Below are 15,180 nucleotides of genomic sequence, written 5' to 3'. Positions count from 1 at the left end.
TGCTTCCTACAATTTGTGAAGTCGGGGGGATTTGCTATGAGGGCGTGCTGTATTCTGCATTTCGTCAAGCTGATTGTGTGGTTTCTGGAACTGGAATTTTTAGGCTGTGAAAAGGCTGTTTGGTCGATTCCTTTCTCTATTCATAAAACTCGCCCTCCTGGGAACGACAGCCTGCGCCCCTCCTGCGGGGATGCCGATCGGCTCCACCGCTCTCAACACCCGCTACAACGAAGAACAGCCTGCCCTGAGTGGAGACGGTCGCCTGCTGGCATTGGTGTCGAACCGCAACGGCAGCCGCAATATTTTGGTTTACAACCTACAGCAACAACAGTTTGTTGAATTGCCACGCCTCAATCGACCCGACGCGATCGCCGAAAGTCCCAGTCTCAGCTACACTGGACGCTACCTGGTTTACATGGCCAGCGATCGCGGCACTCCAGAAATCCGCCTGTACGATCGAGCTACTCAGCAGCCCCAGGTTTTGATGTCGCTCTATCCAGGTTGGGTGCGCCGTCCGAGTATCAGCCCCGATGGGCGCTATGTCACTTTTGAAAGCAGTACTCGTGGGCAGTGGGATGCCGAAGTCTTGGATCGCGGGGCCTTTGTGGAGTTGGATCTTCCTGGCGATCGTCGGTCTGCTCCTTAAGAGATTTTTGGCGTGAAACGTTCTGTTTTGGTGTGGATGGCGATCGTTCCCTTGCTGCATAGCTGTGGGGGCAATCAGTTGCTGACGTTTCCGTTTGATCCGGGAGGGCGCAGTCTCAACAGTCCCTATGCAGAAATAAATCCTCGGATTACAAAGCGCTACATCGTGCTGGCCTCTGATCGTCGGGGCACACAAGAGATTTATCTGTACGACACGATCGAGCAGCGCTTAATTGATTTGCCAGGACTCAATGCACTCGATTTGATGGCTTCTCACCCTGACATTTCTGAAGATGGGCGGTTGATTGTTTTTGCGGGGAGTCGGCAAGGCAGAACGGGGATCTATCTGTACGATCGAGAGCTTCGCCAGCTTCGCAACTTGACCGAAAATCTACGTTCAGAAGTCAGAAATCCCACCATTAGCGCCAACGGCAGTACGATCGCCTTTGAGTCAAACGCTAGAGGGCAGTGGGATATTTTGCTCTACGATCGCACCGGACAGCCCCTCAACATTCCAACCGATCCCCAGTAGAAGGCGATTATCTCAAGCCTATCCAGCTAAAAAAGTCCTGGCCTGTCGAGAATTCAAGAATCAGCAAAGCGGCGAACCCGATCATGGCAAATCGGCTGTTGATCCGTTCTGCGTAAGGTTTCCAGCCAAAAGCGGGAGGTTCTGACTGGGGATCTTGGTTGTTTGGGGCGGGAGGTTGAGAACTCATGAGTCAGAAGACGTGATAGAACTCTTTGATTGTGCCTCATAAGATTGAACAGATTCAATCAACGATCGCACTTCCTTCACCCCTTCAGATGGCTCAAACTTAAGCGGAAACTTCTTACGGCTGATCATCTTCAATCCCAAAGGCGCAAGGCTCAATAGCCCTCTCAGGTCTCTAAAACTGTTGCCCACCACCTGCAACCCAAACAGCCGCTCATCGATCCAGCCGCCTTGTTTGACGAGACTGATCAGCGTTTTACGATGTCGAATCGATCGACTCTCTTGCCCCGTTTTGCCGACTAAAATCTCGTTCTTGATCTTGCCAATTTGATCCATTGGCGCAACCTCCATCGGGCACACACTATTGCAGTAATAGCAGCGCGTGCAGCCCCAAACGCCCGCCGTTCCTTCGTTGTACTTCTCCAAGCGATCGGCGGTTTGGTCATCACGATTGTCTGCCACCATTCGATAGGCTTTGGCCAGGGCATGAGGCCCGACAAAATCAGGATTGACCTCGCGGGCATTGCATTCTGAATAGCAGGCTCCACAGAGAATACAGTTTCCTGATTGGTCAAGCTGCGATCGCTCCTCTGGAGTTTGGAGAAATTCGCGTTCTGGAATCTGCCGCGCTGCGGTACTCACGTAGGGATCGACGGCTTTCAGATTAGCCCAAAATCCCTGCATATCGACCACCAGATCTTTGATCACGGGCATGTTACCCATCGGAGCAATGGTAATTTCGGGCACCTCAGAATCCGAGGGAAATCGAGCAATTTCGCTACCCACATTTTCTTTGCAGGCTAGAGCCGATCGCCCATTAATTCGCATTGAACAACTGCCACAAATCGTATTTCGACAGTTTTTCCGAAAAGCCAGCGTCCCGTCATGCTCCCATTTAATCTGATTGAGACAGTCGAGAATTGTGTTTCCTGACTCAACCTCCAGCCTGTAGGAGTGAATGGCAGGAGCGTAGCCCTGATTTTGCCGGACGACTTTAAAAACAACTTGCATTCTGATAACGAGACCTTGAAATGTGGAGGGTGAGCAGTCGAGAGTTGAGCTAAAAAATCAGTCAGAGATTTCCTGTTTAGTAATAAATTATCTATGCATTTAATAGCTTGTTGCGAAAAAAGCAGCTTCATCAGTTCTCGCTTTAAATGTTGCGGGCAGTCGGCCCAATTCCCTTGTAATCAATCTAGCGCATCACCAGCCTCTAAGCGGATTGGCTAAGTTACGACCTGTCAATATCGATGCATAGATTATCGCTTTTGGATAAGTAAAATTTCTCAAGGTGAGCCGATTTGTCCAAAAAGTTTAACGTCAACTTCTTTAAGACATCTGCAAAATAGAAATTTTTGTCTCGCCTAGATGAGGCGTATTGAAACAACTTCCATTCACCATCGATTTGAGAAAGTTTGAGAAAGGGCAAGGCTCGATCGAAATTATTATTGAAATTATTAATACCAAAAAAAATATTGAAAATTACTGTTCAAGTTTTGCAGATTGGAGATATATTTTATTAAGTCAAACATTCAAAATTGACTCTATTTACCACTCAGAAATCGTAGGGATATTCTGTAGCAGATGACTGAAACTGCAACTGCCCCTTTGACAGGGAAGGCATTACTTCAAAAAGTAAAAGAACTGTCGCACTTGCCTCGGCGGGAAACTGCCAAACGCTGCGGCTATTACACGGTTACTAAAAACAACCAAACCCGTGTCAATCTGACTGATTTTTATGATGCTTTGCTGGTTGCTAGGGGAATTCCACTTAGCCCAGAAGGGTCTAAAGATGGTCGGGGGCGTGAGCCAACTTACCGCGTCAGTGTTCATCAAAACGGTCAAATTGTAATCGGTGCAGCCTATACCAAGGCGATGGGCTTAAAACCCGGAGATGAGTTTGAAATTAAGCTGGGCTATAAGCATATTCATCTCATTCAGATTGACGCTGATAAGAGTAGTCAAAACGGAGTTCATCTTGAGGAAGAAGAAGAATAGCACTCAGAAAGACTGTCTTCAAATCGAGTCTTGATGCTGCTGTTTTTTGGAAAAATTTATGCCTACGCTCGATCGCACGTCCCAGTTTTTTGCAGCCTTTGCAGAAGCTCCTGTGTGGGTGAGGGTGGGCGTTTTTTTTGTCGGTTGGCTTCTGGTTTGGCTCCCGATCGCCATTCCCCTCGCCGCCTTTCTCAACTGGCACCCTTTCAAGCCTTTAGACGTTCGCCAAAAGCTGCCGCTGGTTGCTTCACTGTATCTGCTGGCTCCGATCGTTCTCTGGGGTGTTGCCTGGATTGAGAATGTCCCCTTCTCCAGCTATGGTCTGATTTGGAATAGACAAACGTTCTCTTCTCTCGGTATCGGGCTTGGGTTGGGTGCGATCGGTTTAATTCTGCTTTTTACCCTACAAACGGTTTTGGGCTGGCTTGAGTGGCGTAGTGAGCCTGGGACGAAACTAGCTGCTGTTTTACTGCCCACCCTATTACTCGGACTGCTGGTAGGCGGGATTGAAGAATTAGTGTTTCGAGGATTTCTTTTTAACCAGCTTTTGACAGGGTTTGATTTTTGGACAGCGGCGATCGCGTCCAGTCTGATTTTTGCCCTGCTTCACTTAGTCTGGGAAGGCAAAGAAAACATTCCTCAGCTTCCCGGACTCTCTCTAATGGGCGTGGTGCTTTGTCTAGCGCTGGGGACAAATTCTGGAAGTCTTGGGCTGGCCTGGGGGCTTCATGCGGGATGGGTGTGGACGATCGCGACTCTTGACTCCGCGCAATTGATTCACCTCAAAAAAGATGCTCCAGAGTGGCTCACTGGACCAGCAGGCAAGCCGCTAGAGGGCGTAATGGGTCTGCTGTTTCTCTTAGCAACCGGACTGCTACTGATCCCGCTTAGAGCCATTTTTAGTGCAGCGTCAGTTTGATCAAGTCTTTTCGCTGCGGTGTCAAGCTTCTTTCATAGATTTGGGAGGCGTTCCCAGATTGACAGTTGCAGTGAGGCATTTCTGCGAATTTACATTTTCTCAGTCCCTCAAAACTCAAAGCTGGCCCAGTTAGGATCGCGGTAGTAGGTTGTCATGTCATCAAATTTGCGAAGTTCGGCTCGATGGACTAGAAACGTTTGTGATTCTTGCTCTAGCCATTGTTTGTTGAGTTCGTCAAAGGTTTGGCTGAGACGATTGCTCTCGACCTGTGAAGTGTCGCCAAAATATCCCAGCGTGATGTGAGGCGTGAAGTAGTACTGTTGCTCAATGCCGATCGCCATCAAATCCGGGTTTTGGTAAATCGCACGGCGCAACTTGAGAATGCGATCGTAAGACTCTTCATCGGTCGGAGCCAGACAAACCGCCACTGCCCGCGTCATCACAATCAGACCCAACACCTGAAAACGAATTGGGTTTCTTTGAGAAAGCGGCTGACACTGCTGAAAACTTTGGGCAATGCGATCGCGCAACTGCTCCTCAAACGCTGGATTTTGGCTCAAAGCGTGACGATAGGTGCCGTTCCAAATCAAATCGGCTAGCGTCAAGTGAAAACTCTCAGCCGGAAGGGGAGCGAGCAGATCCAACCCAACTTTTTGAGCAACCTGAGACTGAAATTGAGTGAGGCGATCGAACAGAGCAGCATTCTCCGGATCATCTGCGCCGCAAGGAGTCACCACGGTATAGCCTGGAAACGGGTTCGCCTGCCAATCTTCTCCAGACGGCTTAAACTTGGGCGATTCCTGAATATGCTGCACCTGAGACTTGTAGGTGTCTGGAAGCGTCATCCGGATCACCCGGTTGAGGTAGGTCTGATAATTCTCGTCCAACTCGATCGCCTCACCTATAATCGACAGTTTAGAAATCCTTCCTTAATCTAGCGGTAAAGTGTCTCTTACTCTTCAGAGATCTCAGTATTGCCTCTAAAAGCTGCCGAAGTAGAGAAAAGCTTAAGGAAACTTCAGCGAGAGAAATCTGGAAGGGAGGAGGGATGAAAAGGAAGGTTGAGTTCTATGCTCTAATTCCCACAAGAGTTACATCAAAACAAATCACTCAGCAAAGTGCCTAAGATCATGGATTAAATCAACGTTCAAACAAACCTGACGAATTAATTTACGGCTATAAGAACAAACCCTGCCCTCGCAGATTAGAACGTTGGCGTTGCTGATTGGAGGGATGAATCTGTGAGAAGTGTCCATCTTTTCGCCCCCTAAATCCCCCAAAATTGGGGGACTTTGAATATTAGGTTTCCCGCCGCTTTGGGGCAATTCATCCCCTGATTCAGCACCGCCAGAACGTTTTATCCCACGAGTTCTAAGCGCTTCATCCCTCATCCCTCATCCCTGTCCTATGCCAATTTACCTCTATTGGGGAGAAGATAGTTTTGCGATCGCCCAAGCCGTCCAGAGGTTGCAGGCACGATCGCTCGATCCCACCTGGGAGAGCTTTAACTTTGACAAAATTTCTCCTGATCAGCCAGAATCCGTCATTCAAGGTCTCAATCAAGCGATGACACCGCCGTTTGGGTCGGGAAATCGGTTTGTCTGGCTGGTCGATACGGCTCTAACTCAGCGCTGCTCAGAAGAACTCTTGGCAGAACTCGATCGTACCTTTCCCGCAATTCCTGAAACGACAACGTTTTTGATGACGAGTTCGGTAAAGCCTGACGGCCGCTTGAAATCGACCAAGCTGCTGCAAAAATACGCTCAGATTCAAGAATTTTCGCCCATTCCGCCCTGGAAAACTGATCTTCTTCTCAAACAGGTGCAGCGAGTCGCGCAAGAAGTCGGGGTCAAGCTATCGATCGCTGGTGCAGAATTTATGGTCGAAGCCGTCGGCAATAACACGAGACAGCTTTATAGTGAGTTGGAGAAAATCCGATTATTTGCGGGCGACTCTAAAAAACCCTTGGGCGTGGAAGCGATCGCTCCCTTAATCACCACGACCAGCCAAAACAGTTTGCAGCTAGTGGCAATGATTCTCGAAGGTAAAACCGATCAAGCTTTGGAACTGGTCACAGATTTGCTGCGTCAAAACGAACCTGCCATTAAAATCGTGGTGACTTTAATCAATCAATTTAGACAACGCCTATGGATCAAAATCATGATGCAATCGGGAGAGCGAGATGAACGCACGATCGCTCAGGCGGCTGAGTTAAATAATCCCAAAAAACTTTACTTTTTGCAAAAAGAATTGGCTAAACTCTCAGTTAATCAGCTTCAACAAACCCTTCCGCTACTCCTCGAACTAGAATTCAGTCTCAAACGCGGCATTGACGAAACGGCTGCTATGCAAACGAAGGTGATCGAGCTTTGTCAAATTTTTAGTTAGTGCCATTTCCTCAGTAGTGACTAAAATCACTTGATCCTAAAACTAAATTCTTGCTGACTTCTGGAACTTCTTGCTCATAAAATAATTCATGAATCTTGAACCTCAACCGTGTGCTAGTTTGCGGAATGTCACACACACTATGATGAACTGTGTTTCTCGCTTTCCATTTCAACTCAACCGAGTTTTAGCCCGATCGCTGACGATCGCGACGCTTTCGACACTCGGACTACTGACTGGCGTTGCTCCTAATCTCTCAGGGCAACCTACTCAACTGTTTGATATAGCAGTCCATGCTCAAGAAGAATCGACGTTTACGCGCTATGTGAAAGCCGCCTTTGAGATTGAGAAGATGCGGCGATCGCTCCTCGATCAAGTCAAGCAACTTACGGGGGGCAACGTGCCGAGCAACGTTTGTCAATCGTCTAGCTTGGCGCAGGTGTCGTCTAATGTGCGCGATCAAGTCAAGGGCATTTGCGATAATTTTTCGGCTCAGGCGAAGTCGATCGTTCAGGATAAGTACAAACTTAGCCGCGACGAATTCAACAGCTTTCAACGGCAGAGCCAAAATCCTGAGATGAAATCTCGCATCGAAGCTGAGATTCGCAATTTGAATCTTCGCTAATGCTGATCCAAAAGCTGATCCAAAAGTGATGCAAGATACCTAATTGATGGCGAGAACTCTGTAGATCCTTAGAATAAGCGATCGTTCTGAGGTGAGTTATGGGCTGTTTTGTTGAGGCAGATCCCTATCCGTATCCATTCAATGGAGATCTGCGTCCGGAGAATACGGTGGTTTTGGTGATCGATATGCAGACTGACTTTTGTGGAGTTGGGGGGTATGTCGATCGCATGGGCTACGATTTGTCTTTGACGCGGCGGGCGATCGAGCCGATCAAAAATCTGCTCTCAGTGGCACGGGCCAAGCACTTCCAGATCATTCACACCCGCGAAGGTCATCGACCCGATCTGTCTGACTTACCCGAAAATAAGCAGTGGCGCAGTCGGCAAATCGGCGCTGGCATCGGTGACCCTGGGCCTTGTGGCAAAATTCTCGTCCGAGGGGAGCCTGGCTGGGAAATTATTCCAGAATTGGCACCCCTGCCGGGAGAAGCCATCATCGACAAACCTGGCAAAGGGTCTTTTTACGCCACCGATCTGGATCTGCTGCTCAAGCGAAAAGGCATTCAAAACATCATTCTCACGGGCATTACGACCGATGTTTGTGTACATACGACGATGCGAGATGCCAACGATCGCGGCTACGAGTGTCTGATTCTATCGGACTGCACAGGCGCAACGGATTACGGCAATCATGTAGCGGCGCTCAAAATGGTGACGATGCAGGGTGGCGTGTTTGGTGCTGTTGCAGATTCTCAAGCGGTGATTAGCGCGATCGATCTCCTGTAAAGGTCAGCCTTGAATTTTCGGAACTTTGGTGAAGTTTTTCGTTTCGGTGTTTGCGTCTTCTGCCCTCCAAGTTGCCAATTCTGGGAGACTTTAAGGCAAGCGTTTCGGCTCAAAGTTCTCCATTTTGGGTGAGTTTATTAGCCTTTAAAGCTTGTAATTGAATTCAGGTTGATTCAACGTCGATCGCTAACATTGACTCGTCTCAAGGTAGGCTTTGGAGAAGAACTAAAACCGCTTCTCATTGAGATGATCACTCCCGCTGGCTATATTTTGGCGCTTGATTTGGGCACGACGGGCAATCGCGCTTTTTTGTTTGATTCATCGGGGAGCGTGGCCGGTCAGGCTTATCTGGCGTTGACACAGCACTATCCGCAGCCTGGATGGTTGGAGCACGATCCCCAAGAAATTTGGCAGGCTACTTGTGAAGTCATGCAGACGGCGATGCAGCGGGCCCAGATTGAGCCGAGTCAGATTGCGGCGATCGGGCTAACCGTTCAGCGAGAAACTTGTTTGCTGTGGGACAAAACGACGGGACAGCCACTTCACAATGCGATCGTTTGGCAAGATCGGCGGACGGCTCCCCTTTGTAATCAGTTGCGCGATCGCGGGTACGCTCCAGACATTTGCGATCGTACTGGACTGATTTTGGATGCCTACTTTTCGGCGACGAAGCTATCCTGGCTGTTAGAACACGTCGTGTCTGAGACACCGCTAGAAAATGTGTTAGCAGGCACGATCGACACCTGGATTTTGTGGAATCTCACCGGACGAAAGATTCACGCAACCGATGACAGCAACGCCAGCCGCACGATGTTATTCAATCTAGAGACTCGCGACTGGGATGCAAAACTGTTGGATCTGTTTGCGATTCCGTCTCATGTGTTGCCTAAAATTCAGCCGAGTTTGAGTCAATTTGGCGTGACGGATGCGAGTTTGTGGGGGGCAGAAATTCCGATTACGGCGATTTTGGGCGATCAGCAAGCCTCTCTTTTGGGGCATGGGTGCGATCGTCCCGGTTTGGTCAAATGCACTTACGGAACGGGCTGTTTTTTGGTGGCTCACAGTGGCAAATCGATCGTGCGATCTCCACAACTCATTTCAACGATCGCTTGGACTCAATCCGATCAAGTGGGATACGCCCTCGAAGGCAGCATGTTCACAACCGGGGCTTGCATTCAGTGGCTGAGAGATGGTCTGCAAGTGATTTCAACGGCGGCTGAAACGGAGACGATCGCTCAACAGGTTCCTAACAACGGCGGCGTTTATTTTGTGCCTGCTCTCAGTGGGTTGGGCGCTCCTCGATGGGATATGACGGCACGAGGCGCATTTTGGGGGATTACAGGTGGGACAGGACGATCACATCTAATTCGGGCGGTCTTGGAGTCGATCGCGTATCAGGTCAAAGAAGTGGTGCAGGCGATCGAGAAATGTAGTCCTCTAAAAATAACGCGCCTTAGAGTCGATGGCGGCGCTTGTGAGAACGACTTTTTGATGCAGTTTCAGGCAGACGTGTTGGGAATTGCGATCGAGCGTCCCAAAATGCGTGAGGCGACCGTGCAGGGCGTTGCGTTTGCGGCAGGTCTGGTGATGGGCTTTTGGGAAGATTATCAGACGCTCATTGCCCAAAGAGAACTCGATCGCGTGTTTGAACCCGGAAATGGATCTGAGCAAGCGTTAGCTAACTTTGTGATCTGGCAGAAAGCAGTGGAGCGATCGCAACATTGGGTCGAGTGAATGAATACTATCTACTCAAAATTATTCGTTCAAAATACTCAGTCCTGCTAACTTTTGAATAGCTCATTCTTAGAACTGGGATCAGTGATAACTTGGCTGGGATCGAAGAATAGTCACCCTTTTACCAACTGGGTCTTAATTTAATTTAATATTTTGTCTCATCTTATACCTCTTCAAGAAGATGAGTTGTGAGCTATGAGATTCGTATCATAAGTTTCTCATCTGCTGATAACAGCATTTGATGGGATTTCAATTGCTTCTTTGAAGTGAAAATTCACTTTACTTAACCTTTTTAGTGCGATCGAGCGAGGCACTGCCAGCAAGCTACGATCGTCCACACAATCCTATGGAAATCCTGGAATTTATTAGACAAAATCTTGCGAAAGTTTGGCGGCGATCGTTACTCTTTCGAGTGGTTACAGTCCTGTCTGCGTTTGGGTTGAGCGCGTTGCTGGTAATCTTGCCTGCGATGTCTCAGCCCGTGGTTTTGACCTTCTTGATGAATGCGCCAGAAGTCGAACCTTTTAAGCCGATTATTCGAGAGTTTGAGCAACAAAATCCGGGAATTCGCCTCAATATGATCGAAGGCCCGAACGCATCAAACTTGATCGAAGACCTGAATACTTCAGCCTTTTTGTTAGGTGGATCGCCCTACGATTTGCTCAATTTAGATGTGACCTGGGTGCCCAAATTTGCAGCAGCAGGCTGGCTTCGTGAGTTAGATGATCTCGTCCCCGCTGAAGAATTAAAGCAATTTTTGCCGGGAGATATTAACGGTGGACGCTACAAAGATAAGCTCTATCGATTGCCCTGGCGGACAGATGTCGGGATGCTCTATTACCGAACTGATCTGCTCGATCAAGCCAACCTTAAGCCGCCCGAAACCTTTGCTGATTTGACCCAAGCTTCTAAAGCGTTACAGCAAGAAAATGCGGCTCGGTGGGGCTACGTTTGGCAGGGGCGACAGTATGAAGGTGTAGCAGCCATGTTTATTGAAGTGCTGCAAGGGAATGGTGGCTTCTGGGTTGACCCCAAAACCAATCAAGTTGGACTAGATCAGCCAAAAGCGATCGATGCCCTCAAATTTCTCACCAGCACCATTCAGCAGGGCGTTTCTCCCGGTGGGGTGATCACGTATCAGGAAGACGAAGCGCGTCGCCTGTTTCAAAGTGGCAACACCGTTTTTATGCGAAATTGGCCTTATGCTTGGGCGCTATTGAATGCGGATGAGTCTCCGGTCAAGGGCAAAGTTGGCATTCGTCCGATGGTTCACGCGCCCGGATATGAAAGTGCCGCTTGTCAAGGAGGCTGGGGTTGGGGAATTGCCAGCACGACCAAACATCCGCAAGAAGCCTGGAAAGTGGTGCAATATTTCACTAGTCCTGAAGTGCAGAAAAAGCTGATTTTGAACACGGGCTATTTACCCAGTCGGCGATCGCTCTATGATGATAAAGATCTGTTAGCTAAGTACGAATTTTTCCCGCTGGTTTTACAGGTTTTAGATAATGCGGCTTTGCGCCCTCCGATCGCACAATATGCCCAAGCTTCTGACATTCTGCAACGCTATTTGAGTGCTGCGCTGTCGGGTCGGATGACTCCTGAAGATGCGATGAAATCGGCTGCTAATGAGACGCGCTCTTTATTGGGTGCAAATGCTTGAGGAGACGACTATGACACAAGACATTATTCGAGAACGAGAGCGACGAGCGGGCTGGTTTCTGACGGTTCCAGCGCTGTTAGTTTTGGCTCTGGTGTTTGCGTATCCGATTTTGCGGGCGTTTTGGCAAAGTTTGTTCGTCCAGAACTTGGGAAATCAGCTAAATCCTTCGTTTACTGGACTGACTAACTTTGGACGAATGGCGCAGGATGGGCGATTTTGGGGGACTTTATGGAACTCAGCCGTCTTCACGTTTTCGTCGGTACTTCTGGAACTGGTTATCGGCATGGGAATCGCTCTAGTATTGAACCAAACCTTTAAGGGGCGAGGGATTGTGAGAACGATCGCCATCCTTCCCTGGGCGTTACCGACCGCATTAATCGCGCTTGCCTGGACGTGGATCTTCAACGATCAATATGGGGTTGTCAATGACATTTTGTTGCGGTTGGGATTGATTCAGAATGGAATTAACTGGTTGGGTAATCCAACATTGGCGATGATATCTGTGATCGTTGCTGATGTATGGAAAACAACGCCTTTTATTAGCATTCTATTATTAGCGGGCTTGCAATCCATTCCCAGTGATTTGTACGAAGCGCAAGCGATCGATGGTGCGTCTCCCTGGCAGAGTTTTCGTCAAATCACGCTGCCTTTGTTACTGCCTCAAGTTGTGATTGCGTTACTGTTCCGATTAGCGCAGGCCTTCGGAATCTTTGACTTGATCTCAGTCATGACGGGCGGTGGGCCAGGCGGCGCGACGGAAACGGTTTCACTTTACATTTACGCAACTGTGATGCGCTATCTCGATTTTGGATACGGTGCAGCGTTGGTAGTTGTGACATTTTTACTGTTGGTGTTGGTGGTCGCGATCGCTAGTTTCTTCTTAACGCGATCGAGAGCTAGAGCAGCCGGGGAGGTTTGATCCATGACTACTGTTTTTCCTGACCATATTAATCGCAAAACACCGTCGGGGTCGGGTCGGGCTTCATTGCGAAAGGTGATCTTGCCGTTGGCAGTTGCGTTCACCGTTCTGTTCTGTTTAGCTCCGATTTTGTGGCAACTGTTGACTTCGGTTAAGGTAAACGCTGACATCTCTGCTGTGCCAAATGTGTATTTCCCCAGTCGGTATACGCTGACTCACTATCAAGAGTTGTTTGCGCGTCGTCCGTTTTTTAATTACATTCTCAATAGCGCTTTGGTTTCGATTGCCTCTACCATTCTCGCTTTAGGATTGGGGGCACCTGCTGCGTATGCGCTGGCTCGATTAAAACTTCAAGGCGAACGTGTGATCCTTGCGGGTGTTTTGATCGTGACGTTGTTTCCTCCAATTCTATTGTTTTTAGGTTTGCTGGAAATTGTTCGATTTTTGAACCTGGGCAATAATTATTTGGCGTTAATTATTCCCTACACAGCAATCAATTTACCGTTGACAATTCTGGTTATGCGGAGTTTCTTTCAGCAATTGCCCAAGGATTTAGAAGATGCTGCAAGAGTCGATGGTTACAGCACTTGGCGGATGTTGCTTGAGATTGTTTTGCCGATGACGATTCCTGCGCTGGTGACCACTGGGATTCTTACCTTTATTTCTGCCTGGAATGAGTTTATTTTTGCGCTGACGTTTATCACTCGTGAAGAGATGAAAACTGTCCCCGTAGCAGGCGCACAACTGGGTGGAGCGTCCCCGTTTGAGATTCCGTTTGGGCCGATCGCCGCCGCCACCGTTTTAGGCACCATTCCGCTAGTTTTGCTGGTGTTGTTTTTCCAACGTCGAATTGTACAAGGTCTGACCGCAGGAGCCGTTAAAGGATAAAAGGATTAGAACCATGAAACCGATGCAAGACGAAAGAACGATCGACAGAAGACTTGAGATTGTAGATCTACGCAAGGCTTATAATCCCAAGGTTGTCCCGGTCAAAAACATTAGTTTGAGTGTTGGGCCGGGTGAGTTTTTGACGCTGTTGGGGCCGTCGGGCTGTGGAAAATCGACGATTCTTCGGTTGATTGCTGGGTTAGAACAGCCAACCAGTGGTCAGGTTTTGATTAACGGGCGAGATGTGAGCCGATTGGGGCCAGGCGATCGCAATATTGCAATGGTCTTCCAAAGTTATGCGCTTTATCCTCACATGACGGTGCGCGAAAATATTGCGTCTGGGATGAAGCTTCGCAAAACGCCTGCGGGAGAAATCCAGCAACGGATTCAGGAAGTGTCTGATTTCTTGGGGCTGGATGAATTAATGGAACGCAAGCCAGGTCAGCTTTCTGGCGGTCAGCGTCAACGGGTTGCCGTCGCTCGGACTCTAGTACGCCGTCCGGATGTGTTTCTGTTAGATGAGCCGTTGAGTAACCTGGATGCATTGCTCAGAGAACACGTTCGGGCAGAACTCAAACAGCTATTTGGATCGCAAAATGCACCTGTCGTTTATGTGACGCACGACCAAACTGAGGCCATGACGCTCTCAACCAAAGTGGCAGTTTTGAACAATGGACATTTGCAGCAGTTTGACACACCAGAACGGATTTATACTCATCCCGCCAATCAGTTTGTCGCCGGATTTATTGGCAGTCCGCAGATGAACTTTTTGCGCGTTCCTTGTGAGGGTGGTAACGCGATCGTCGGCAGCACTCGTATCCCAATTCCGCAGGGAACTTCTGCTAAAGAAATCATTTTGGGTCTGCGTCCAGAACATGTGCATCTGTCGCGATCGAACGAAGAATCCGCCCTTAGAGGTCAAGTTTTCTTAGTTGAAAATCTAGGAATGCACAATCTGATCAGCATTAAAGTTGAGAATGCCAATCGTGAACCGATGACCATTCGAGCGCTCATGGAAATTCATCAAGGGATTAGCGTGGGCGACCCGGTTAAGCTGTCGATTCCGGTTGAAGAAATTCACTGGTTTGATGCGGCAACGGGCGATCGGATTACCAGCACAACAGCACGAGAAATGGTGAGAGGGTGAGAGAGGGAGAACTTTGATGATCTGTTCCCCTTTGGGGGTAATCTGCTTCGCGAGGAGGGATGAGGGATGAGGGATGAGGGATGAAAGAACGGCTTTGATTGGTTGGTGTTAATTTGATGGCGTTTTTTTTGCTTCGTCGGTCACGTCTTCTGCCCCCCAACCCCCCAATTTTGGGGGACTTTAAAGCAAGAGTTTTGGCTTAAAGTTCTCCATTTGCAGGGAATTTCTAGAGAGGAATCTGTGTGAAGCCTTTCATCAAATTCACAGTAAAACTAAAAGCTCTGATCTCAAAGTCCCCCAGAATTGGGGGATTTAGGGGGCAGAAGACGTGACCGACGAAGCGAAAAACTCATCTCACATTGATTTTTGGCGCTGTCGGGTGAGAATGCTCATCACTTCTCCCAATGAGGGCGCAGGCAGTAACGGACTCCAATCACTGGCATTCGCAAATCGTCGAACGTGCAGATTTTGAATCGTCTCCGTTACACCGTCTGAAGAACCGATCAGCAACACTCGCAGAATTTCAAATTCATCAGAGTGGGGAATGGCTGCGTCGGGTAAAAGATCCTGTAGTGGAATCCCTGCTGAAACGCGAAACGAATTCAAGGTGAAACGGCAAATGGAATGGGGAAGAAAACGGCGTTGAATTGATTCTAAAAATGCGTAGGCAAAATCGCACAGCCAAAAGCCAGCGTTCAAAAGTCGCTCTGCCATGATGGGTACTCCAATTTTAAGTTTCCGAAGAAACCCAAAAAACTAG

16 protein-coding genes are annotated in these 15,180 nt (G+C 48.7%); 12 read left to right on the top strand and 4 right to left on the bottom strand.

What is annotated here, in order from left to right; genetic code table 11:
* The first annotated feature begins 106 nt into the window (after positions 1–106).
* A complete protein-coding gene (locus ACJ2PR_RS02785; protein ID WP_446875823.1) occupies positions 107–646 on the top strand; it encodes a TolB family protein in 540 nt (179 codons plus the stop codon).
* Positions 647–658: 12 nt separating this feature from the next.
* Positions 659–1,177 carry a TolB family protein gene (locus tag ACJ2PR_RS02780; protein WP_446875821.1) on the top strand — a complete coding sequence of 173 codons (519 nt, stop codon included), beginning with the start codon at positions 659–661 and terminating at the stop codon, positions 1,175–1,177.
* A gap of 7 nt (positions 1,178–1,184) precedes the next feature.
* Here ACJ2PR_RS02780 and ACJ2PR_RS02775 read toward each other — a convergent pair whose 3' ends face one another.
* On the bottom strand, positions 1,185–1,364 hold the full coding sequence (locus ACJ2PR_RS02775; RefSeq protein ID WP_446866921.1) for a chlorophyll a/b-binding protein: 180 nt from the start codon (positions 1,362–1,364) through the stop codon (positions 1,185–1,187).
* Complete coding sequence (locus ACJ2PR_RS02770) at positions 1,361–2,371, bottom strand: succinate dehydrogenase/fumarate reductase iron-sulfur subunit (RefSeq protein WP_446875820.1); 1,011 nt, start codon at positions 2,369–2,371, stop codon at positions 1,361–1,363. Before ACJ2PR_RS02770 ends, ACJ2PR_RS02775 begins: the two co-directional genes overlap by 4 nt.
* A 573-nt stretch (positions 2,372–2,944) precedes the next feature.
* Here ACJ2PR_RS02770 and ACJ2PR_RS02765 point away from each other — a divergent pair.
* The gene (locus ACJ2PR_RS02765) at positions 2,945–3,358 is read left to right on the top strand and encodes an AbrB family transcriptional regulator (RefSeq protein ID WP_446856238.1); all 414 of its coding nucleotides are present in this window, start codon (positions 2,945–2,947) and stop codon (positions 3,356–3,358) included.
* A gap of 58 nt (positions 3,359–3,416) precedes the next feature.
* On the top strand, positions 3,417–4,277 hold the full coding sequence (locus ACJ2PR_RS02760) for a CPBP family intramembrane glutamic endopeptidase (protein WP_446875819.1): 861 nt from the start codon (positions 3,417–3,419) through the stop codon (positions 4,275–4,277).
* A 107-nt stretch (positions 4,278–4,384) separates the two neighbouring features.
* Here ACJ2PR_RS02760 and ACJ2PR_RS02755 read toward each other — a convergent pair whose 3' ends face one another.
* Positions 4,385–5,164, bottom strand: coding sequence for a DUF1868 domain-containing protein (locus tag ACJ2PR_RS02755; protein WP_446856236.1), 780 nt, complete (start codon positions 5,162–5,164; stop codon positions 4,385–4,387).
* A 520-nt stretch (positions 5,165–5,684) separates the two neighbouring features.
* Here ACJ2PR_RS02755 and holA point away from each other — a divergent pair.
* The 8 genes from holA to ACJ2PR_RS02715 all read left to right on the top strand — a co-directional run bounded on the left by holA (position 5,685) and on the right by ACJ2PR_RS02715 (position 14,420).
* Positions 5,685–6,665, top strand: coding sequence for a DNA polymerase III subunit delta (gene holA, locus ACJ2PR_RS02750; protein ID WP_446875818.1), 981 nt, complete (start codon positions 5,685–5,687; stop codon positions 6,663–6,665).
* 139 nt (positions 6,666–6,804) lie between these two features.
* The gene (locus ACJ2PR_RS02745; protein WP_446875817.1) at positions 6,805–7,287 is read left to right on the top strand and encodes a DUF4168 domain-containing protein; all 483 of its coding nucleotides are present in this window, start codon (positions 6,805–6,807) and stop codon (positions 7,285–7,287) included.
* Positions 7,288–7,385: 98 nt separating this feature from the next.
* Positions 7,386–8,072, top strand: coding sequence for a biuret amidohydrolase (biuH, locus tag ACJ2PR_RS02740; RefSeq protein ID WP_446875816.1), 687 nt, complete (start codon positions 7,386–7,388; stop codon positions 8,070–8,072).
* A gap of 192 nt (positions 8,073–8,264) precedes the next feature.
* The gene (glpK, locus tag ACJ2PR_RS02735) at positions 8,265–9,806 is read left to right on the top strand and encodes a glycerol kinase GlpK (protein ID WP_446875815.1); all 1,542 of its coding nucleotides are present in this window, start codon (positions 8,265–8,267) and stop codon (positions 9,804–9,806) included.
* Positions 9,807–10,152: 346 nt separating this feature from the next.
* A complete protein-coding gene (locus ACJ2PR_RS02730; RefSeq protein WP_446875814.1) occupies positions 10,153–11,466 on the top strand; it encodes an ABC transporter substrate-binding protein in 1,314 nt (437 codons plus the stop codon).
* A gap of 10 nt (positions 11,467–11,476) precedes the next feature.
* Positions 11,477–12,385, top strand: a complete 909-nt coding sequence (locus tag ACJ2PR_RS02725; protein WP_446856227.1) for a carbohydrate ABC transporter permease — start codon at positions 11,477–11,479, stop codon at positions 12,383–12,385.
* A 3-nt stretch (positions 12,386–12,388) separates the two neighbouring features.
* On the top strand, positions 12,389–13,273 hold the full coding sequence (locus tag ACJ2PR_RS02720) for a carbohydrate ABC transporter permease (RefSeq protein WP_446875813.1): 885 nt from the start codon (positions 12,389–12,391) through the stop codon (positions 13,271–13,273).
* Between the two features lie 13 nt (positions 13,274–13,286).
* Positions 13,287–14,420, top strand: a complete 1,134-nt coding sequence (locus ACJ2PR_RS02715; RefSeq protein WP_446856225.1) for an ABC transporter ATP-binding protein — start codon at positions 13,287–13,289, stop codon at positions 14,418–14,420.
* A 354-nt stretch (positions 14,421–14,774) separates the two neighbouring features.
* Here the strand turns inward: ACJ2PR_RS02715 and ACJ2PR_RS02710 are convergent, their stop codons facing one another.
* Complete coding sequence (locus tag ACJ2PR_RS02710; RefSeq protein WP_446875812.1) at positions 14,775–15,134, bottom strand: hypothetical protein; 360 nt, start codon at positions 15,132–15,134, stop codon at positions 14,775–14,777.
* Between the last annotated feature and the right edge of the window lie 46 nt (positions 15,135–15,180).

The sequence above is a fragment of the Phormidesmis sp. 146-33 genome (assembly GCF_052939515.1).
Note: the sequence above shows the minus strand (reverse complement) of the source record. Positions and strands in the feature narration are given on the sequence as shown.

What these genes read in the sequence shown, in the direction of transcription:
- biuH (WP_446875816.1), top strand. Translation starts at nt 7,386, where the DNA reads ATGGGCTGTTTTGTTGAGGCAGATCCCTATCCGTATCCATTCAATGGA.
- ACJ2PR_RS02775 (WP_446866921.1), bottom strand. Translation starts at nt 1,364, where the DNA reads ATGAGTTCTCAACCTCCCGCCCCAAACAACCAAGATCCCCAGTCAGAA.
- ACJ2PR_RS02730 (WP_446875814.1), top strand. Translation starts at nt 10,153, where the DNA reads ATGGAAATCCTGGAATTTATTAGACAAAATCTTGCGAAAGTTTGGCGG.
- ACJ2PR_RS02710 (WP_446875812.1), bottom strand. Translation starts at nt 15,134, where the DNA reads ATGGCAGAGCGACTTTTGAACGCTGGCTTTTGGCTGTGCGATTTTGCC.
- ACJ2PR_RS02745 (WP_446875817.1), top strand. Translation starts at nt 6,805, where the DNA reads ATGATGAACTGTGTTTCTCGCTTTCCATTTCAACTCAACCGAGTTTTA.
- ACJ2PR_RS02725 (WP_446856227.1), top strand. Translation starts at nt 11,477, where the DNA reads ATGACACAAGACATTATTCGAGAACGAGAGCGACGAGCGGGCTGGTTT.
- ACJ2PR_RS02770 (WP_446875820.1), bottom strand. Translation starts at nt 2,371, where the DNA reads ATGCAAGTTGTTTTTAAAGTCGTCCGGCAAAATCAGGGCTACGCTCCT.
- ACJ2PR_RS02760 (WP_446875819.1), top strand. Translation starts at nt 3,417, where the DNA reads ATGCCTACGCTCGATCGCACGTCCCAGTTTTTTGCAGCCTTTGCAGAA.
- ACJ2PR_RS02720 (WP_446875813.1), top strand. Translation starts at nt 12,389, where the DNA reads ATGACTACTGTTTTTCCTGACCATATTAATCGCAAAACACCGTCGGGG.
- ACJ2PR_RS02765 (WP_446856238.1), top strand. Translation starts at nt 2,945, where the DNA reads ATGACTGAAACTGCAACTGCCCCTTTGACAGGGAAGGCATTACTTCAA.
- ACJ2PR_RS02715 (WP_446856225.1), top strand. Translation starts at nt 13,287, where the DNA reads ATGAAACCGATGCAAGACGAAAGAACGATCGACAGAAGACTTGAGATT.
- holA (WP_446875818.1), top strand. Translation starts at nt 5,685, where the DNA reads ATGCCAATTTACCTCTATTGGGGAGAAGATAGTTTTGCGATCGCCCAA.